Raw genomic sequence first — 19,664 nt, 5'->3', positions numbered from 1 at the left:
AACTCAATCATGTTCAATAAATGCAGTTTTACATTCTAAATAATTTAAGTTGCATAAGAAGTTTTAAAAAATAACATACTAATATAATCTAAATATATTAACCCCCACATCATTAGATGTGGGGGTTAATTGTGACTATATATGATCACATTACTAAACAATGATAAAACCTGAGTCATTAACTATAGCCAGATTAGTTACGTTCACTTCTCTAAACTCAACATTCTTTAGAATTCACCTGAAGTGACTTGCAATATGAAACGTAGAAACTATTAAATTTGATTTAAAAATTCTTACTTAGCGAATGTAAGAACCTCGTATATTTCACGATTACTAACTATTAAGAATAATTACACGTTTTAAAAAAACACATTTCTCAAATGAGGAATTTTTTCTTATATTATTGAGGTGTTACAACGGGCGGTACCACTGGTGGCACTACTGGTGGTACTACTACTGGTGGTACTACTACTGGCGGTACTACTGGAGCTATTGTGGTCTTCTTCTTAGTACCAACTTTTATAACACCATTGATAACGTTAAATGTATCATTATTTATAACAGTAGTGTTAATTAGCTTACCATTTTCATAGGTTTTTCTAGATACCCTAACTTTATATCCATTATAACCTGTTTTAACAATTTCAGTTTCACCCTCATACATAGTTGAATCTTTTATTGTTTCAGTGGTAGGTTGAGTAACTTCCAATATTTCACTTACTATTTCATAAGATTTTTTAGTTAATGCTGAATTAGAATAAACATTAAAATATATATTTCTATCTGATACAAAGCCTTCAATATATACTGGATACTTAAAAGTATTTTTAAACTTATAATCAAGATTACCATAATCAACTGTGGCATCCTGTCCTTTTGGTATGTATCCTGAAGAAATTGTATGATGAGTTCTTTCTACAGAATTAAGTCCAGTACCCAGTATTGCATTATATAAAGTAGATGAAACCTGGCATATTCCTCCACCTAGACCTTGCTCTATTTTATCTCCAATAATTACACCCGCACTTTGATATCCTCTTTCTGAGGTTCTCTCACCTACAGTACCATTAAAGCTAAAGACATCACCAGGCATAAGTAACGTACCATTAATGCTTTTAGTAGATAGTCCTATGTTAGTTGATCTACCTTCTGCAGAGCTTGAAAAGTTCGTAGAATAGCTAGATATTTTTGTGTTTATTGGTTTTAAAACAGCTGCTGTTACTTTCGGCTTTAATTGTGTTACTGGGGCCTCAATACTTACAATATTTTCTGAAATAACACCATTGATTTTATTTTTAATATCTTTTTTTAATTTATCTTCTTCGAGTTTCCTTCCCATAATCTCATTCGCAACATTAAGTTTACCATTATTAGCAATAATTATAGTTGCATTTACAGCCTTTTTATTTGTATCTTTAGCTATTTCTCCTAACATTTTATCAACAATTTTATCATTATATTCTAAAGTCAGTTTTATTGACTTCTCTACAGGAAAAGTTATAGCTTTATATTTTTGAAACATATTCATGTCTCTTCCATAAGCATATGCCTTATCTATCGCTTCATTAATATCATACTTAGCATCTAACATTGCATAGTCTAAGATATATTTTTTCTCCTCAGTTTTTATCTCTATCTTTTTCTTACCCGCTTGACTTGAATACTTGTCCATCATTATCTTTTGGGCTTCTTCCTTGGTCTTACCTGTTAAATCTTCATCCTCTATTTTAACTGTAGGTAAAATTAGTAAATTCCAATGTTTTACTTTAACATAAGAATAGCTTGTAAAAACAATAGTACCTACCAAAATTAAAATTCCAATTATCATAATTTTTTTTTTCTTCATGTGAAATCTCCTTTTCTACTCCTTGACATTATACTACAAACATACTAATAAGCCTATACACTTTTATTATTTCTAAGTCTGTTTTTCCACGTATATTTATTATTTTCTATGCTTTATGTTTAAGTTTAAATTTAACATTTTTTATGGTAGTATTATCTCATACTAATTTCGTATCAAAGGAGTGATAATATGAACTATAACGAAGATAAAATTAAATATTATTTGAAGAACATTTTATCAATATCCAGCCCTTCAGGTTATACTGAAAAAATTATGGACTACATAAAGGAAGAGCTTGATACTCTAAATGTCCCACATTTCACCACAAATAAAGGTGCAGTTGTGGCTACCTTAAAGGGTAAAAACAATGATTATCAAAGAACTCTTTCTGCTCATGTAGATACCCTTGGAGCAATGGTTAAAAAAATCAATTCCAGCGGTTCATTGGCATTAGACCCTATAGGTGGGTACATGATGAATTCAATAGAAGGAGAAAACTGTACAATAGAGACTGTCCTTGGTAAAATTTTTACCGGCACTATTCAAAGCACAAAGCCTTCAGTACATATTAGCGGTAATGATGCACGTGAGCTTAAAAGAGATCCCGAAAATATGGAGGTTATTCTTGATGAAAAAATTTCTTCTAAAAAAGAAGTTGAAGAATTAGGAATAAGCGTTGGTGATTTCATTTGCTTTGATACAAGAACACGCTTTACTGAAAAGGGCTTTATAAAATCTAGACACCTAGATGACAAAGCTTCAGTTGCTATTCTACTTTATGCCATCAAATATATAGTGGACAATAGCATTGAGCTACCATATACAACCAATATATTCATTAGCAATTATGAAGAAGTTGGGCATGGTGCTTCTGCCGCATTACCCGAAAACACTAAAGAATTTTTATCTGTAGATATGGGTTGCCCAGGGCTTGATCAAAATTCTTCTGAATATAGTGTATGTATCTGTGCTAAAGACTCCAGTGGTCCTTATGATTTAGGACTTCGAAAAAAGCTAACAGAAATTTGTAAAAAAGAAAATATAGATTATAAAATAGATGTTTATCCACACTATGGTTCCGATGCTTCAGCTGCTCTAAGAGCTGGGTATGACATAAAAACGGCACTAATTGGAGCTGGTATTTTTGCGTCACATGGCTATGAGAGAACTCATATGGATTCCATATTATGTACTTTAAAATTAATAATTTCATACTGTTCACAAGAATAATAAGCAAAAAAAATTGGTAGTAGAAAAATTTCTACTACCAATTTTATATTCTCATTACTTACGCAATTCTACCTTAATAAGCTCAAATATTTTTAAATCATTGTTTTTTCTAATAACATAAATTTCTTTATTATCAGAAGACCAGACACTCTCAAAGTAGCTGTATTTACTATTTACTTCAAGGTCACTAGTAATCGTTCCATTTTTTACAGCAGTTGCCCAAGACTGAATATTTTTGTTATTGATGTTTACTTCATTATCCGTTAAACTATGTGTTTTTTCAGTTGCTAAATCAAAAACCCATAAACTTGAAAATGTCTTTTGAATATAAACATCTTTTTTACCAGTACTAGCATCATAGTTCTGAGTTTCTTTACCTTCTTTTACATAGCTTATTGTGTTACCATTATCAGAAAACGCAGGTTCTTTGCCTTCATCTACAAATCTTTTATCTCTTGATGCTAAATTCAGAATATATATTTTGCCATCAATTTCATAAACTAAATTCTTACCATCTTTAGATATCATAGGATTTTTCCCATCTACGATTTTACTAGACTCCTGGCCATTTTTATCAGTTAAGTAGATAGCTCCATTTTTTGCTACACTATCTCCATTATCTGCCGTTACCTTTTCTGCTTTATAATAGATTATTTCATTATTGGGTGTAAAATTAGGCTTTTCAACTATTTGAGTCTCCTCATTATAGGCTATTAATTTTTTTTCTTTTGAAGATTCTACATCCTTCACATATATAGCGCCTTCTTTAACATTAACTAGACTCTTTTCACCAAGTGAATAACTTGAGTCATAAATTTTCAAACTAGAACTTACATCCTCTTTAACATTTTCCATTTTTGGTATATTGGTTGAATTAGATACATTAGATGCCTTTATAGATACCATAACTTCTGTTAAAACACCATCATCTTTACCAGGTTTATCCACACTATTAGGTACAACAGCATTCTTATCTACAGGATTTACTTTGTCAGTGTCTTTATTTATTGTAGCATCATTTACTTTGCTATCTTTTTCCGAAGTATTAGCAATAGTGCTACTTTTACTGTCCTTTACTACAACTGGTATCTTATTCCCACTATTTTTACTTGCTAATGCTTCTTTAGATTTTAAAGCATCTGTTTTTTCACTTTCAATTTCAGCTAAAGTTTTTCCAGTAACTATTGGTGTAATAACATCTGGAGTTAATTTGTTCTTTGTAAATATACTCATGCTTGGAACATCTATAGCCTTAAATATTGTCCCACTTACAACTACGCAAATTACAAAACCTGAAGCAATTTTCAAATATTTATTTTTCTTAAATCTATTTTTGTATTTAGGTAGTTGTGTAACGTTGCTATGTTTTTCACCAAACATTATCTTATTTTTCAAATCACATTTGAATTCCTCATCAATAACAATCTTTTCTGCATCCTTACACAATAACTTTTCTACATAAAAATCATTGCTAACCACTTACATCACCTCTTAAACTATGTTCATAATTTTTTTTGATTTTCTTTATAGCTCTTGAAATAGTTGACTTAACAGTGTTTTCTGTTATATTTACTACTTCTGCGATTTCTCTAAATTTTAGGCCCCCATAAAATCTTAAATAAAGCATTTTTTTAGTTTCTTCTGGTAAGACATCAATTATTTTGCTTACTCCATTAAACTCATCTCTTATAACAATATCTTCATATCCAAAATCTTCATCCCCTATATCCAAAAAGTTTTCAATAGGAATTACTTTACTGTTTTTTCTATAAAAATCTATAATAGTGTTATGAGCTATACGAAAAATCCAATTTTTACTGTCTTCTACCTCAGTGATTTTATCCTTGTTTTCAAATATTTTAGTAAATACAGTGGCTATTATATCTTCTGCATTCCACTTATTTTTTACCGAAACAAAAATATATCTGTAAACACAATCATAGTACGTATCATAAAGCTGTTCGAACTTACTTTGCATTAAGCGGTACCCCCATTATAATTTGTTGTTCTAATACCACTGATTATTAAAAAAACATATCGATTAATATACGTGGTTTTTTATATTTAGTTGCATATTTTACTAAATTTTATGTAATTTATTTAGAAACATCTAAAATTATTATACCATATATTGAATAATACTAATTATATTCCCAAAATTTTTTTTTATTATAAAAAAATAAACAAAAATTCTACAATAAACATAAAATTTTGTAATTTCATATAAAAAACTACCTAGTAATCTTAATAAAATTACTGGGTAGTCCTTTATTATAAACTTGCAATGAAATAATGTGCAACATATTTTACTTTAGATATTTTTAACTAGCTACAAAATCTATGCTTACCAATTATTTTTATAAGTGGTCGTGACCATATCCACTTATTGGTGCTTGTTGCGGGATTAAAATAAAATACTGCTCCCCCGGAAGGATCCCATCCATTTATTGCATCCCTGGCAGCTCTTATAGAATTGGCTTCAATTTTTGCATTTATTTGTCCATCTACTATAGCCGTAAATGCCCCCGGTTGATAAATCACTCCTGCTATTGTGGATGGAAATCTTGCATCTGTGGTTCTATTTAAAATTACGGCTCCAACAGCCACTTGGCCTTCATAAGGCTCGCCTCTAGCCTCACCATTTATTAGTCTCGCTATTAAATCCACATCCTTATTGTTTGTTACGTTATTGCTAGATGCCGTTCCACTAGAAGATGCCGCACTAGGATTAATGCCTATTGCTGCTAGTGTTTGACTTCCTGCTATTCCATCTATCTTAAGTCCATTACTCTTTTGAAATGACTTAACAGAAAGATAGGTATTGTAGCCGTATATTCCATCAACACCATTATTATAATATCCCCAATTTTTTAATTTTGATTGTATTTGTTTAACTTGCTCTCCCCGTGACCCATACTTGTAAACTTCTGCTATAACTGCCTTACTAGAAATATTAAAATAAGCTTCATTTGCAAAATATGCAATTAAAATAATCATAGTTACAGCAATACATCTTTTGAGTATATGTTTATTAATCTTCAAAAGTATTCCTCCTCAAAATTAAGCATTTTCGAGTAAATAACACATTAGTATGCTATTTATTTTATATGCCTAATATCTACACTTTATAATGTTGTTAGTTTGTGCCTAATTTCAAAAAAAATACACTGTGCTACTTTAATCTAATTTAGCAGCACAATGTATTTTTATATGATTTTTTTAAGTTTTCTTTTTAATCTAGGTGACATTAATTCTTCAACTATATCATTCATAATTACTATTCCACATAATTTCTCGTCTAAGTCCACTACTGGCAGTGATATTAAATCATATTTTAATGCCACTTCAATAGCATCCTCAATATCTTGGCAATCTTTAATTTTAATAACTTTTTCATCCATAATGTCTTTCAATTTCTGCACTGGAGCTGAAAGCACTAAGTTTCTGAGTGAAATAAAACCTTGAAGTTTCTCATCTTCATCTACAATATAAATATAATGCATTACCTCATCATCTGGCTTAAGTTCCCTTAAAATTTCTATAGTTTCACTAGCTGTAATATTTACATTAAAAGATATAAAATCTTTATTCATTATGCTTCCCACAACTTCATCTGGATACTCCATAAGATTTCTAATTTCTTCTTCATCCTCTTTACTAAAATTCAGAAGAATTTTTTCTGCATCTACTTCCTTCATCTCATCTAAAATATCCGCAATTTCATCATTGGGCATCTCATCTAAAATCTCTTGTGCACGTATGTTGTTTATAGTGCTTAAAATATCTGCTTGAACCTCTGGTTGTAATTCCTCAAGGGTATCCGCCGCCAAATCTTTATCTAAGCTTTCAAAAATTTTATTACGAGCTTCAGTATCGAGTCCCTCTAAAATATCTGCAAGGTCTGCCGGATGGAGCTTAGTTAATTTCCCGTAAGGCTCAGTTAGTTTTAGGGAATCAGCTACCATTTCTAAAGATTGAACACTTTCCCAGGTTATACTATTCTCCCTAGGTTTTCTGCCTAATATATCATATAAGAATCTAATTATACCATCTAATTTGTATTTTCTAGCAGCTGCAATAATACCGGATTCTACGGTGACAACCCTTATTTCTCCACCAATCTTATTCATAGTTAAATCATTTACTTTAACAACTTTCTTCCCGTTAACATCAACTATTTGTTTGTTTAACAAGTTTTTAGACAAAAGGTAAGAGAATTTCCTAGGAATTATATCTTTAACTCCTCTTACTCTTATATTTATTCCTTTTTCTTCTTTATATATTTCAACATTTCTAAATTCATAATTATAAATTTCTCTTCCCTTTTTAATTTTATATCCTATAACTCTTGGATATCCCTGCTCCGTAGTAACATAAATATCATACAGCTTCCCAATATTATCCTCAAACTCATCATACACATTTTGATTTAATACTTTACTTAAAAAAAACACAGAAATTTTTTCCATAAAATATCCCTCCTATTTTGCAGAGAAATATTTAGTTATAATTAGTGACACTTTGATTATTAATCACTACTTACACTATATCATTAGCTATTATAACAATTCCTCTGCATTTTAGTATTAAATTTTGAATCAATTTTGACCTTCTACTCCGAGGGCCATTTTCCATTTAGCTTCACCACCTATAAAATTTTTATCTATATATGTACATTTTTACATGTTAATTTAAACTAAAAAAATTAATCTCTATATAATTATATTATATATACTTCAAAATGCAACTATAAAAGAGAAATTCAATTGAAATTGTCCATTATACTCTTTTAAATAGTCCTAGTGTATTATCTATCATTCTTTCTCATTATTACTTAGAAATACATGTATTTTTTTAATATTTCACTTCTGATAATCACATTTTATTATTTATAAATTTTTATAGTTCATATTTTTCAGTAGTTATGTTAATATTATTATGTACATTAAACTTAAGTTCACCTAATCTGTTGGGAGGATTATGTCAACTAACCCACGACTAAAGTCGTAGACATAGGGAAGAAATTTTCCAATGTCTTAGTTGATTAGACTAAGCGAAAGCTACGTTGTTTAGGTCATGATACCTACAAATATTTATCCTAGTTTGTAGCTCTATCGTATAATATTAAAAACTTCAAGGGTAAGAAGTGGTGTGTTATACCTAAAAAGCCTTTACAACATTGTCGAAGGGTAAATAACGGGTTTGGTAGTTCCTGACAAGAGGTTGCGACTATCTTGTTTAAAAATTACTATTTTAAAATAAGGAGGCAAACTGGATTTGAGTGTTTATGGCATTCCACTCATGATTGAAATCACGAGTGTCCAGCCACAAGAAATGACAATGATATTAAACAAGCAATTTTTACCTATTAGCATGGCCGATTTAAAAGAAAGAAATATATCTCAATTAGATTTTATAATAATCACAGGGGATGCATATATTGATCATCCATCCTTTGGAACTGCTATAATAGGAAGAACCTTAGAAAATCAAGGATTTTCAGTAGGCATTATAGCCCAGCCTAATTGGGAAAGCATAGATGATTTTAGAAAACTTGGAAAACCTAAATACGGTTTTCTTATAAATTCAGGTAATATAGATTCTATGGTTAATCACTATACCGCAGCAAAGAAAAAGAGGCATACTGACCTTTATTCACCAGGTGGAGAATCAGGTCACAGACCAGATAGAGCAGTTATTGTATATTGTAATAGAGCTAGGGAGGCTTTTAAAAATGTTCCCATTATAATTGGTGGCATAGAAGCAAGTCTTAGACGTTTTGCTCATTACGATTATTGGGACAATAAGGTGAGAAGAAGTCTATTAATCGATGCTAAAGCAGATTTACTAATCTATGGTATGGGAGAAAAAACTGTAGTTGAAATTGCTAATCTTTTTAGGTATGGCATGACCATAGATAAAATGACTTCTATAAAAGGTACAGTTTATGCCTCAAAAGAAATTGGAGAACTTAAAGATTTTATAGAAGTACCATCTTTTGAAATTGTTAAAACTGACAAAGAAGCTTATGGAGAAAGCTATAGATTACAGTCATTAGAGCAAGATGATATAAGGGGAAAGATTGTAGTTCAAAAGCATAACGATAGATATGTGGTGCAAAACCCACCCCAAATTTCACTAACTCAAAATGAAATGGATATAACTTATGGTCTCCCTTACACTAGAACCTATCATCCTATATATGAAGAAAAAGGCGGTATTCCCGCAATAACTGAAGTTGAATTTTCTATAACTAGCCACAGAGGTTGTTTTGGTAGTTGTTCATTTTGTGCACTAACCTATCATCAAGGAAGAGTTATTCAAAATAGAAGCCAGAATTCCATTATAGAGGAAGCAAAGCTTTTAACTACCTTAAAGAATTACAAAGGATACATTCACGATATTGGTGGCCCTACAGCTAACTTTAGACATAGGGCTTGCAAGATTCAAGAAAGTGTAGGTGTGTGCAAAGATAGGCAATGTATGTACCCAACTCCTTGTAAAAATCTTATTATCGATCACACGGAATATCTAGATTTATTAAGAAAAGTTAGAGCACTACCAAATATTAAAAAAGTCTTCATTCGTTCCGGAATAAGATACGATTATTTGATTTTTGATAAAAATACTACTTTTTTTGAAGAATTATGCCAGTATCATATTAGCGGACAATTAAAAGTAGCACCTGAACACATTAGTGATAAGGTACTCACTCAAATGGGCAAATCAAAAAAAGAAGTCTATGACCGTTTCGTTAAAAAATATTTTGAGATAGACAAAAAATTTAATAAAAATCAATTTTTGGTTCCCTACCTTATGTCAAGCCACCCTGGAAGTGACCTTACGGAATCAATTAAACTATCAGAATATATAAAAGAAATGGGATATACTCCAGAACAGGTGCAAGATTTTTACCCAACACCAGGTAGTTTATCTACTACAATCTACTACACAGGAATTAACCCCTACACTAAAGAGAAAGTTTATGTTCCAACTCAGCAAAAAGAAAAAAATATGCAAAGAGCACTGCTTCAATTTAAAAATCCTGCAAACTATAACCTGGTTAAAGAAGCTTTAATAGAGGCTCATAGAGAAGATTTAATTGGTTTTGATAGAAAATCTTTGATACCACCAAGACCTCTAAGATCAACTAGTAACATGAAATTTTCTCGAAATAAAAGATAAAAAAAAGATATATATTACTACTAATGCAGTCGCTTCGCTAAGAACTACTAATTTTATTTTTAATTAAGATGCTAAGAAACATAAACTCGCTTCGCTCAAACATATGTTTCTCTTAACGCATCTTAATTAAAAATAAAATAAGTAGTTCTAATGCTTGCTCCAATGCATTATACGTAATATATATCTTTTTTTTTGCGTAAAAGAAAAAAATAAAATAAGGAGTTCTAACGCTTATTCAAATGCACTATACGTAATATATACCTTTTTTTTGCGTAAAAGGAAAAAAATAAAATAACGAGTTCTAATGCTTATTCAAATGCACTATACGTAATATATATCTTTTTTTTACGTATAAATGAACTCAGGATTTTACCTTTTAAACTTTGAAAGACCATAATCCATTGTTGCAAGCCAAGAAATATCTCCTAATAATAGCCATGTAAAATTAGAATTTATTGAAGTTAGAAGTACTGATACTATAGTTATACTCGCAGATATTATAATTAATATAGCCCCAGGTTTACTAGAATAAATCATGCTATATAGCTTTATTGCCTTTATACCAAGAATTACATTAATTATAAGTAGCATAGTATTACAGTATGCTTCTAATTGTAATTCCATGGTGTAGCCACAATAATTTGATATATTAATATTTGTAGTGGATTTATATATAACAATAAAATAGGCTACAAATAATATAATACATCCCAAAAAAAGCTTTTTAAGTTTAATTTTATTATTCCTAGAAAAAATTAGAAATGAAAGAATACCACATAATGGTATACAAATTAAATTTGTATACACTAGTGGTTTTAATAAATACAAATAATTTTGATTTTTTATAATAAAAAGAATCATTAATGCTATCCATCTAAAGGTCATTAAAATTAAAGCCAGAATACTTATTAGCTTAATTTTTTTAGGTGAATAAACCAAACTAGAAATTATACCTTTGTATAATAAAAGAGCCATCACAAGCAGTAGTAAAAAATATATATTCACTGATATACTCTCCCTAAAATTGCTACTGTTAATATTTATTAATCTATTTTAAAAAATATGCACAAGGCAAATTAAAATAAATATTAAATGACTATATTTTAGCCCCTAATATGGATATACCACCTTTTTCACATTCTATAAGTAGTGGGAAATCGGGACCCCGTTCTCCATCTATATCTGTAACAATATCTTCGAAACATTCTATTTTTAATTTACTAGTCTTAAAATAAACGATACCCTCCACATTTTCCAGGTGCTCATTTCTTATCATCTTAATAAAAATATTCAAAATATTTTTTACGTTTCCAGCCTTTACTATAATTACGTCTAAAAGCCCATCATCTATTTTAGCCTTGTATGCAAATTTTAAATTCCCGGCTGTTTGTCCATTAAACACTAACATTAAATACATATAATCATCAAACGAAATCTCATCTGAATCAACTTTTATTTTCAACTTTCTAAAATTAGGCAATTGCTCTAACCCTTTTACATAATATGCTAATTTTCCGATAGTGTTTTTCAAATTCACATCCATTTTTTGTGATATATCTGTGAATAAACCTGTACTTGCTACATTTAAAAAATATTTATGATTTATCTTTCCTATATCAATCTTTTTTACTTTACCTTTTAATATTTGCTCACAAGCTTCTTCAACATCTTGAGGCATTCCTATGTAATTGGCAAAATCATTTGCAGTACCTACTGGGATGATTGCTATAGGTAAATTAACATTTCTTTTTTTCATTTCATTTACTACATTATCTACGGTTCCATCTCCACCGGCTATTAAAATGTATCTGTAGCTTCCATCTATATCAAAAAAAGCATTTGATATAGGATTTTCGTAGGATATTCTATGAGGCACTAATATATGGTCATATTTCTGATGAATCATTATTATAGTATCTAAATCTGATACTATTGTATTCCCTCCAGAATATGGATTGTAAATAAATTTTACCTTATGCATTGCATTCTCTCCTATTTTAACCTTAATTTTTACATATATTTATGTATATTATACCCCTTTAAAAATAAATCCACAAGATTCACCTTTTCCTGTGGACATCCATTCTAAATATTGTGTATGGAGGGTATAGAAATTTGAGATAAAGCATTCTCAGCTTCTCCTCTGAGATTTGGTTCTACTGCTAAATCCCCTAAGGCAACCATTCCAACTAATGTATTATTTTCAACTACTGGTAGTCTTCTTATTTGCCTTTCACTCATTATTCTAGCGGCATCATCCACACTTAGGCTCTCATTTGCTACTACTGGATTTGTTGTCATAATTTCTCTTACCTTTTGAACTTTCAAATCCTTTCCTTCAGCCACGCATCTAAGTATTATGTCCCTATCAGTTACAATACCAACTACTTTTTCCTCTGTACTTACAGGAAGGGAACCTATATTATGTTCCTTCATAAGCTCAGCTGCATGCTTAACTGTATCCTCTACAGACAAACACACAACATCTTTAGTCATTATTTCAGAAATTTTCATTTTATAATCCTCCTTACTATTTAGGTATATTACAATTAATATTATTTTAACCATAAAGAAAAATTAATATTAATATTCTTTTATAAAAAGAATAAATATATGGTTTTTCTACTTAAAAATTGCTGTAAAATGATGTATACTTAAAAAGATGATTTTTGTAAATGCTATATTAGTATAAAGCTATTTTATAATTCAATTTTATTATTTTAGGAGTGATGCGCAATGAAGAAATCCTCTATCCCAAATATCCTTACATTTGGAAATTTAGTTTTTGGTTTATTATCCTTACTGATGACTTTTCAAGCTAATTACAAGCTATCCATTATTTTTATATTATTAGCCGGACTTATGGATAGATACGACGGCCAACTAGCACGGTTTTTACAAGTATCTAGTGAACTAGGAAAACAATTAGATTCACTATCGGACCTAGTTTCTTTTGGTGTTGCGCCTTCTATGCTTATATTCAATTTATATAATTTCATATCACTTGGCTATTTCGCCTATGTTTGTTTCTTAGTTTTCCCTGTGGCTGGTGCATATAGACTTGCACGGTATAATAGTTGTAAATTTGATAATGTTTATACTGGAATTCCTATCACCCTGGCTGGAATGCTATTGGCACTTTATGCTTTAGTCACTTTAAACTCTCCAAATAATTTTCCACTTACTATCATTATAATGTTTATACTCTCTTATCTTATGGTAAGTAAATTTAAAATGAAGAAAGTGTGAGAAAAATTCTCTCACACTTTCACTATTTACTCTCGTAATTTTAACTCTTCATCGATTTCTGTTTCTATATACTCTATTTGAAGTTTACATTTCATAACTTCGGTTTTCATTGTACAATAAGACATATAACTATAACTGGCATTATCTAATACCTTTATTGTTTCATCAATAATGTCTCCCAAATTGTCTGCTCTTTTAAGGGCATCCTTAACCTCACTTTTTTTAGATAGTGCAATTTTATTTAATTCATCTGCTCCACCTATGAGTAACCTATAAGAACTAACTAGTTTTGTTAAAATGTCCGCCAAATTATTTATATCATTATAATAATTTTGAATTACTCTTCTATGTGCCAAATAATCACCTTTTAAGTTTTGATATTCATTAATTATACTGTTATAAAAATTAAATTATGCTAAGGCACTAGGAAATAAATATTTCTATTTATTTAAAGCTCCCTATACAATGTAATAATATGCTAAAGTAATTATGATATAGGAGGTGATTAAAATACTACCTTCTAGCCAATAGGTTTTACCATCTTGAAATACTAAAAAGGACATGCCTACTGCTATACCACACATTATTATGTGAAAAACGGGAAATAAAAGTGTCATATTTAGGCCCATAAAGCAAGAAAATATTACAAGCACAGGGGTAACAAAAAGTGAAATTTGAATACTTGACCCTATAGCCGTTTCTAGGCTCATATCTACTTTGTTTTTCATTGCACTCATTATGGTAGAAACATTTTCTCCTATGTTTCCTAAAAATGGAATTAAGATAATTCCTATGAATTCTTGGGATATATTGTAGTTTTTTATAAAATCTCTAATATTATAAATCAATTTATCACTTATAAAATAAAGTAATACAGATATACTAATTAAAGATATTGTACTTTCTATAACTCTTTTATTTATCGTAATTCTTTTTTCTTTTACAGTATTTATTTTGTTGCTTATGGTGATTTTCTCCTCTTCATTATCCTCACTAATAACAAATAAATTATTATGAGTATATAATGAAAAGACTAGCCCTAGGATGTAAATACCTATGAGTAAAAAAGCAACCTTCACACTTATGGATATCAGCACTGAATCCACAACTACAGAGTATCTATTTAATGTAGCTATAACTATCATAGAGGACATAGCTAGTAATAACATATTAAAATTTGTTCGTGCTATTATACTACTAAAGCTTTGCTGCCTAAACTTAAAACCTCCAAACACTACTGCAATACCAAGACCTAAAAGCATATTATTTATTATTGACCCAATTAAGGAAGCTTGAACCAGTGGTATCATCCCATACTTAATTGACCATATTCCCATCATAAGTTCTGGAACATTACCCACAGTAGCGGCGAGTAACCCACCTTTTTTTTGTCCTATATAATCTGATATTCTAGTGGTTTGGTCTCCTAGTAAAATAGCTAGTGGAACTATAGCTAATGAATATATTATTGTATTTACTAAACTTGATGAAGTACTTATAAACATTGTGATAATTACAACAATTATAAAAATGTAGGTTTTTTTCATTCAAAACACCAGACTATCATTATTTTGTACTTTCATTTACGTAATCTTCATCAACCTCTTCAAAAATATCTACATGACCTTGTATATTATGCACCCCTTTTTCCTCCGTGTTGTAGCGAAGGCAATATTCATTATTGTCCTGAAGACAGTATTCATCGTTATATCTATTGCTATATTCCTCATTACCATTTAAGCTATATTCATCATTGTACCTAGTGCCGTATTCATCATTACCTTGAATTCTATACTCATCATCGTATTCATCCTCGTCTATTGATATCACAGGTACTACTGGCACTAAATAATAGGTTGGATAATAAATTATCATATTCGCCCCTCCTATTTGTAGTCTTCGCAGTATATTTTAAAGTAAGCTCTTGGAAACTTGCATAGAGGACAAAAGGCTGGCGCTTCTTTTCCTATATGAATATACCCACAATTCATACATTGCCATTTAACCTCATTATTACGTTTAAACATCATATCAGCCACAAGATTTTCATATATTTTCATAAATCTCATTTCATGACTTTCTTCTACTTCTTGTATTTCCTTATAGAAATCTGCAATCTCTATAAAGCCTTCATCTCTGGCCTCTTTTTCAAATTGTTTATATAACCTGCTACTTTCTAAAGCTTCTCCCGCTGCAGCATCCATCAAGTTTTCTTCTGTATTTTTATTCATCTTTAAAAACTTATCAAAAACTACTCTTGCATGAGCTTTTTCATTGTTTGCAGTAGCTTCAAAAATAGAGGCTACATACTCATATCCCTCCTGCTCCGCTTTTTCAGCATAAAATGTATATTTATTTCTAGCCCTTGACTCTCCAGCAAAAGTTTTGAGAAGATTTTTCTCTGTTTTGCTACCCTTTAATTGCATTCTTATTCCTCCATATAATTGTTTATCTTCTTTATTATTCTATTCATTATGTTTTTAAAGGTTACTTAAAAAAAGAGGCACATCCCCTTGGGATATACCTCTCATATTTTAATATAGTTTATTATTCATTAAAAAGTTATTGTTAAAAATTTTATTTATTTACCTAAAATTTCTTTCGCCAGTCTAAGTCCTGTAGGTGTAGTTGCAAGCCCGCCCATAGCAGTTTCTCTTAATTCGCAAGGCATTTGCTTTCCAACCTTATACATAGCAATTACTGTGTCATCAAACGGTATTCTACTAGTTACACCACTCATAACCAAATCTGCAGTGGTTAGTGCACTTACTGTTCCCGCTATGTTTCGTTTTGCACAAGGAACCTCAACTAGCCCTGCCACGGGGTCGCATATTAGTCCTAATACATTCTTTATTACAATAGCAGCTGCGTCTAATGCCATTGAAGCACTACCACCCATCATTTCTACTACAGCCGCAGCTCCCATGGCTGCAGCAGATCCACACTCAGCTTGACATCCACCTTCTGCTCCTGATAATGTAGCATTTTTTGCAATTATAATACCTACACCAGAAGCCGTGAACAGAGCATTAATTAGCTCATCTTCAGTTTTATTTAATTTTTCTCCTGCTGTAATAATCACTGCTGGAATTATTCCACAAGAACCCGCTGTAGGTGCTGCAACTATTTTTCCCATAGCCGCGTTAACTTCTGAGCACGAAAGAGCTCTGGCCATTGCTTTTGTCATAAATTCCCCTGTCAGTGTATTTTTAGAACTGGAATACCTATTAAGTTTAATTGAATCTCCACCAATTAGACCACTTATAGACCTAGTTACATTTGTAAGCCCATATTCTGCAGCTTCCTTCATTATATTTAAATTTTTTCTCATCTTTTCAATAACTTCTTGGCGCGAAAGACCACTTTCTTCCTCTTCACACATTATGGTATATTCAGAAATTGTCATATTTTTTTCTTCACATATACTTACAAGGTTTATTCCTTTGTTTACAAACACAATTATTGCCTCCTCCAGGTTTTTCTTTGGTAAATAATAATCATTAAGACTGTTTTACTGGTGATATTTCTCTTATACTATAAATATTTCCTAAACATCTAATCTTGTCTAATACATTTTGAGGCACTATGCTATCTGTTTCAAACACCATAGCTGCCTTTAACCCTTTGCTATTTCTATACACATTCATAGTTGCTATATTAACATTATCATCAAATAATATGGTACTTACTCTTGAAATCATACCTGGAATATCTTTATGGCTAATTATTATTGTTGGATAATTACCCGTAAATTTAAGTGGCTGACCATCAACTTCAAAGATTAAAATATTTCCTCCGCCAACAGATGAACCAATAACTTCAACAACTTTACCACTTTCTTTTGTTATAATAAACTTCACTGTATTAGGATGAACATCTCCCAAATCTGCACAAGCAAACTCTATTTTGAGGCCTTTTTCTTTAGCTATGTCCATAGCTTTTTTAAGCCTATCATCCCAAGGATCCATCCCTAAAATTCCTGCCACCAATGCTCTATCTGTTCCGTGACCTTTATAAGTTTTAGCAAAAGAACCATGTAAAACAAATTTAACAGATGCAATATGCTCCCCCGCAATTATAGAAGCAATTTTACCAAGCCTTGCTGCCCCCGCCGTATGGGAACTTGATGGCCCTATCATAATTGGACCCAATATATCAAAAACACTATACTCTTTCATTATTTCCTCCTTATCCATCTTTGAGTAACAAAATAATTATAATTATTTTGCCACACATCAACATATGCTATTCTTTTGTGATAATAGTAAGTATAAATTTTTCCATCCTAATATTTATAGAAACAACTCCCCCCAGTGAATTCTCGAATTATTGAATTATCTGGTACTAAATCTTTGTCTACATCTACAAAGAAATTTAAAAAACTTCTTAACCTACTTGCCTCATAGTATACTGAACTTTCTGGTCCAATCTTATTAAGCTCCGCCAATGCAAATTTCTTAAGAACACAAAGCTCATAAACTAGATTTGAGTTAAACATTGCATCTGCCTGTTCTTGGAATACAAAAATATTTTTTTCTTCTCCACGTTTTACAGATGGCCACATTTTCAGTGTATCTTCGACTCCATACCCTCTAGATAAATAGTCTCTAACTATTCTCCTTGTCATTCTTACATCCGTTGTAGAAATTCTGTTATGGTCGTCTAAATTAATCTGAGTTAATGGACTTATATATATTTTAAACTTACTCTCCTTAGCAATTGAAGCAGTTAAAATTTCATTTAACCCATGTATTCCCTCTACAATCACAACTCCATTTTCAGGCATTTTAATCTTATTTTCTTGCCATTCCCTTTTTCCTGTCTTAAAATTAAAACTTGGTATATTAGCCTCATACCCCTGCATTAACAATTCTAAATCCTTGTTGAAAAGCTCTAAATCCAAAGCATATATTGATTCGAAATCATATTCTCCATTTTCATCCCTTGGAGTGAATTCTCTATCAACAAAATAATCATCTAAAGAAATAAATGTTGGTATTAAACCATTTACTCTTAATTGAATACCTAGCCTCTTTGAAAAAGTAGTTTTTCCTGAAGATGATGGTCCTGCTATAAGCACTAATTTCACCTTAGTATCCTGATGAATCATATCCGCAATGTAGGCTATTTTCTTTTCATGAAGAGCTTCTGCCACTCTAATTAAATTAACAATATCACCATTTACTACTTCATCATTTAAAGCCCCAACACTTCCAACACCTAATATTTCTCCACATTGCTCTGCTTCATAAAATATTTTAGCTAGTTTTTGGTGTTTTTGAAATTTAGGAATTTTATCTGGAGCCTCACTTGTAGGATATCTTAATATAAAACCTGGCTCATAATATATTAAATCAAAGGTTTTTAATATTCCTGTTGAATAAGCCATAGGTCCATAAAAATAGTCATATACCCCATCTAGTTCATAAAGTTTTACTCCTTCTGAGTTAACATATTTTAAAAGTTTAACTTTATCTTGCATATTATATCCTATAAAAATTTCTGCTGCTTTAACTTTTGATACCGTTATCTTTTTTATAGGAATATCGGCTTTTATTATTTCTCTCATTCTACCTTTAATTTCATATATATCATCAATATCTAATGCAATAGGTTTATGAATCTCTCCAAATAAGCCTTTACTTAAAGAATGCTCGATGGTAGTTTTAGCTTCAGGAAACAATTCGAGCACTGCTTTTATTAGCACAAATTGAAGGGTCCTAACATATGTCATCATTCCAATTTTACTTGTAATGTCTACAGTTTCAAAATTACCATCTTGCGTGATAATTTCACCTAACTCATAAAGTTTATTATTGAAATTACCTAAAACTATTGGTATATCATTAAATAAACTATTATCTTTAATAATATCATTTAATATAGCTCCCTCTTGTGCTAAAACCTTCCTACCATCTTTAAGGCCTATATTGAAATTATTCATACCATCATCCCCTATTTTTTAGTGCTTACTACTATTATACTGTAATTCTAAAAAAATGTATCATATACACCTTATAATTTTTGTATTTAACTTTTTCATATTAAAAGATAAACATATCTATATTTTTCATCTAAATTGCTTATACTAATAAACAGATAAAATAGCAATGAGGTGATAATACGTTTATTTTAATAATCAGAACTTGTTTCC

Annotated in this window: 18 protein-coding genes; 3 read left to right on the top strand and 15 right to left on the bottom strand. The window is 30.5% G+C overall.

Going from position 1 to position 19,664, the window contains the following annotated elements; all coding sequences use genetic code 11:
* Window positions 1–400: 400 nt before the first annotated feature.
* The gene (locus ACREVU_RS00830; protein ID WP_431549741.1) at window positions 401–1,846 is read right to left on the bottom strand and encodes a VanW family protein; all 1,446 of its coding nucleotides are present in this window, start codon (window positions 1,844–1,846) and stop codon (window positions 401–403) included.
* Window positions 1,847–2,035: 189 nt separating this feature from the next.
* Between ACREVU_RS00830 and ACREVU_RS00825 the strand changes: the two genes are divergently transcribed.
* Entirely contained in the window at window positions 2,036–3,076 is a 1,041-nt protein-coding gene (locus tag ACREVU_RS00825) for a M42 family metallopeptidase (RefSeq protein ID WP_431549740.1), read from the top strand.
* Between the two features lie 54 nt (window positions 3,077–3,130).
* On the opposite strand, the gene ACREVU_RS00820 is transcribed toward ACREVU_RS00825, so the two are convergent.
* The 4 genes from ACREVU_RS00820 to ACREVU_RS00805 form a co-directional block, all read right to left on the bottom strand.
* The gene (locus ACREVU_RS00820) at window positions 3,131–4,555 is read right to left on the bottom strand and encodes a TolB family protein (RefSeq protein ID WP_431549739.1); all 1,425 of its coding nucleotides are present in this window, start codon (window positions 4,553–4,555) and stop codon (window positions 3,131–3,133) included.
* Complete coding sequence (locus ACREVU_RS00815; RefSeq protein WP_431549738.1) at window positions 4,548–5,054, bottom strand: RNA polymerase sigma factor; 507 nt, start codon at window positions 5,052–5,054, stop codon at window positions 4,548–4,550. The genes ACREVU_RS00820 and ACREVU_RS00815 overlap by 8 nt, the downstream gene beginning before the upstream one ends.
* 347 nt (window positions 5,055–5,401) lie before the next feature.
* Window positions 5,402–6,112, bottom strand: a complete 711-nt coding sequence (gene sleB, locus ACREVU_RS00810; protein WP_431549751.1) for a spore cortex-lytic enzyme — start codon at window positions 6,110–6,112, stop codon at window positions 5,402–5,404.
* 170 nt (window positions 6,113–6,282) lie between these two features.
* Window positions 6,283–7,545, bottom strand: a complete 1,263-nt coding sequence (locus ACREVU_RS00805) for a magnesium transporter (protein ID WP_431549737.1) — start codon at window positions 7,543–7,545, stop codon at window positions 6,283–6,285.
* A gap of 874 nt (window positions 7,546–8,419) precedes the next feature.
* Between ACREVU_RS00805 and ACREVU_RS00800 the strand changes: the two genes are divergently transcribed.
* A complete protein-coding gene (locus tag ACREVU_RS00800) occupies window positions 8,420–10,261 on the top strand; it encodes a YgiQ family radical SAM protein (protein ID WP_431549750.1) in 1,842 nt (613 codons plus the stop codon).
* A 369-nt stretch (window positions 10,262–10,630) separates the two neighbouring features.
* Here the strand turns inward: ACREVU_RS00800 and ACREVU_RS00795 are convergent, their stop codons facing one another.
* The 3 genes from ACREVU_RS00795 to ACREVU_RS00785 form a co-directional block, all read right to left on the bottom strand.
* A complete protein-coding gene (locus ACREVU_RS00795) occupies window positions 10,631–11,266 on the bottom strand; it encodes a hypothetical protein (protein ID WP_431549736.1) in 636 nt (211 codons plus the stop codon).
* A gap of 91 nt (window positions 11,267–11,357) precedes the next feature.
* Complete coding sequence (locus tag ACREVU_RS00790; protein WP_431549735.1) at window positions 11,358–12,242, bottom strand: YegS/Rv2252/BmrU family lipid kinase; 885 nt, start codon at window positions 12,240–12,242, stop codon at window positions 11,358–11,360.
* A gap of 104 nt (window positions 12,243–12,346) precedes the next feature.
* Window positions 12,347–12,775: a CBS domain-containing protein gene (locus tag ACREVU_RS00785; protein ID WP_431549734.1), complete on the bottom strand. Its 429-nt coding sequence runs from the start codon at window positions 12,773–12,775 to the stop codon at window positions 12,347–12,349.
* A gap of 222 nt (window positions 12,776–12,997) precedes the next feature.
* On the opposite strand from ACREVU_RS00785, the gene pssA reads away from it, so the two are divergent.
* Complete coding sequence (gene pssA / locus ACREVU_RS00780; protein WP_431549733.1) at window positions 12,998–13,510, top strand: CDP-diacylglycerol--serine O-phosphatidyltransferase; 513 nt, start codon at window positions 12,998–13,000, stop codon at window positions 13,508–13,510.
* Window positions 13,511–13,536: 26 nt separating this feature from the next.
* Here the strand turns inward: pssA and ACREVU_RS00775 are convergent, their stop codons facing one another.
* The 7 genes from ACREVU_RS00775 to ACREVU_RS00745 form a co-directional block, all read right to left on the bottom strand.
* Window positions 13,537–13,866, bottom strand: a complete 330-nt coding sequence (locus ACREVU_RS00775; RefSeq protein ID WP_431549732.1) for a hypothetical protein — start codon at window positions 13,864–13,866, stop codon at window positions 13,537–13,539.
* Window positions 13,867–13,968: 102 nt separating this feature from the next.
* Complete coding sequence (gene cax, locus ACREVU_RS00770; RefSeq protein WP_431549731.1) at window positions 13,969–15,057, bottom strand: calcium/proton exchanger; 1,089 nt, start codon at window positions 15,055–15,057, stop codon at window positions 13,969–13,971.
* 19 nt (window positions 15,058–15,076) lie between these two features.
* On the bottom strand, window positions 15,077–15,385 hold the full coding sequence (locus ACREVU_RS00765; protein WP_431549730.1) for a hypothetical protein: 309 nt from the start codon (window positions 15,383–15,385) through the stop codon (window positions 15,077–15,079).
* Window positions 15,386–15,396: 11 nt separating this feature from the next.
* Window positions 15,397–15,936, bottom strand: a complete 540-nt coding sequence (gene rbr, locus ACREVU_RS00760; protein WP_431549729.1) for a rubrerythrin — start codon at window positions 15,934–15,936, stop codon at window positions 15,397–15,399.
* A gap of 155 nt (window positions 15,937–16,091) precedes the next feature.
* Window positions 16,092–16,967: an L-serine ammonia-lyase, iron-sulfur-dependent, subunit alpha gene (gene sdaAA / locus ACREVU_RS00755; RefSeq protein ID WP_431549728.1), complete on the bottom strand. Its 876-nt coding sequence runs from the start codon at window positions 16,965–16,967 to the stop codon at window positions 16,092–16,094.
* A gap of 43 nt (window positions 16,968–17,010) precedes the next feature.
* Entirely contained in the window at window positions 17,011–17,688 is a 678-nt protein-coding gene (sdaAB, locus tag ACREVU_RS00750) for an L-serine ammonia-lyase, iron-sulfur-dependent subunit beta (protein ID WP_431549727.1), read from the bottom strand.
* A 107-nt stretch (window positions 17,689–17,795) separates the two neighbouring features.
* The gene (locus tag ACREVU_RS00745) at window positions 17,796–19,454 is read right to left on the bottom strand and encodes a nucleoside kinase (RefSeq protein WP_431549726.1); all 1,659 of its coding nucleotides are present in this window, start codon (window positions 19,452–19,454) and stop codon (window positions 17,796–17,798) included.
* Window positions 19,455–19,664 lie beyond the last annotated feature (210 nt).

It is taken from the genome of Clostridium sp., from assembly GCF_050717535.1.
Lineage (GTDB): Bacteria > Bacillota > Clostridia > Clostridiales > Clostridiaceae > Clostridium_AD.
Note: the sequence above shows the minus strand (reverse complement) of the source record. Positions and strands in the feature narration are given on the sequence as shown.

Excerpts from the sequence above, each read along its gene's own strand:
- ACREVU_RS00785 (WP_431549734.1), bottom strand. The coding sequence starts at position 12,775 with ATGAAAATTTCTGAAATAATGACTAAAGATGTTGTGTGTTTGTCTGTA.
- ACREVU_RS00745 (WP_431549726.1), bottom strand. The coding sequence starts at position 19,454 with ATGAATAATTTCAATATAGGCCTTAAAGATGGTAGGAAGGTTTTAGCA.
- sdaAB (WP_431549727.1), bottom strand. The coding sequence starts at position 17,688 with ATGAAAGAGTATAGTGTTTTTGATATATTGGGTCCAATTATGATAGGG.
- ACREVU_RS00815 (WP_431549738.1), bottom strand. The coding sequence starts at position 5,054 with ATGCAAAGTAAGTTCGAACAGCTTTATGATACGTACTATGATTGTGTT.
- ACREVU_RS00825 (WP_431549740.1), top strand. The coding sequence starts at position 2,036 with ATGAACTATAACGAAGATAAAATTAAATATTATTTGAAGAACATTTTA.
- ACREVU_RS00830 (WP_431549741.1), bottom strand. The coding sequence starts at position 1,846 with ATGAAGAAAAAAAAAATTATGATAATTGGAATTTTAATTTTGGTAGGT.
- ACREVU_RS00790 (WP_431549735.1), bottom strand. The coding sequence starts at position 12,242 with ATGCATAAGGTAAAATTTATTTACAATCCATATTCTGGAGGGAATACA.
- ACREVU_RS00765 (WP_431549730.1), bottom strand. The coding sequence starts at position 15,385 with ATGATAATTTATTATCCAACCTATTATTTAGTGCCAGTAGTACCTGTG.
- ACREVU_RS00805 (WP_431549737.1), bottom strand. The coding sequence starts at position 7,545 with ATGGAAAAAATTTCTGTGTTTTTTTTAAGTAAAGTATTAAATCAAAAT.
- pssA (WP_431549733.1), top strand. The coding sequence starts at position 12,998 with ATGAAGAAATCCTCTATCCCAAATATCCTTACATTTGGAAATTTAGTT.
- cax (WP_431549731.1), bottom strand. The coding sequence starts at position 15,057 with ATGAAAAAAACCTACATTTTTATAATTGTTGTAATTATCACAATGTTT.
- rbr (WP_431549729.1), bottom strand. The coding sequence starts at position 15,936 with ATGCAATTAAAGGGTAGCAAAACAGAGAAAAATCTTCTCAAAACTTTT.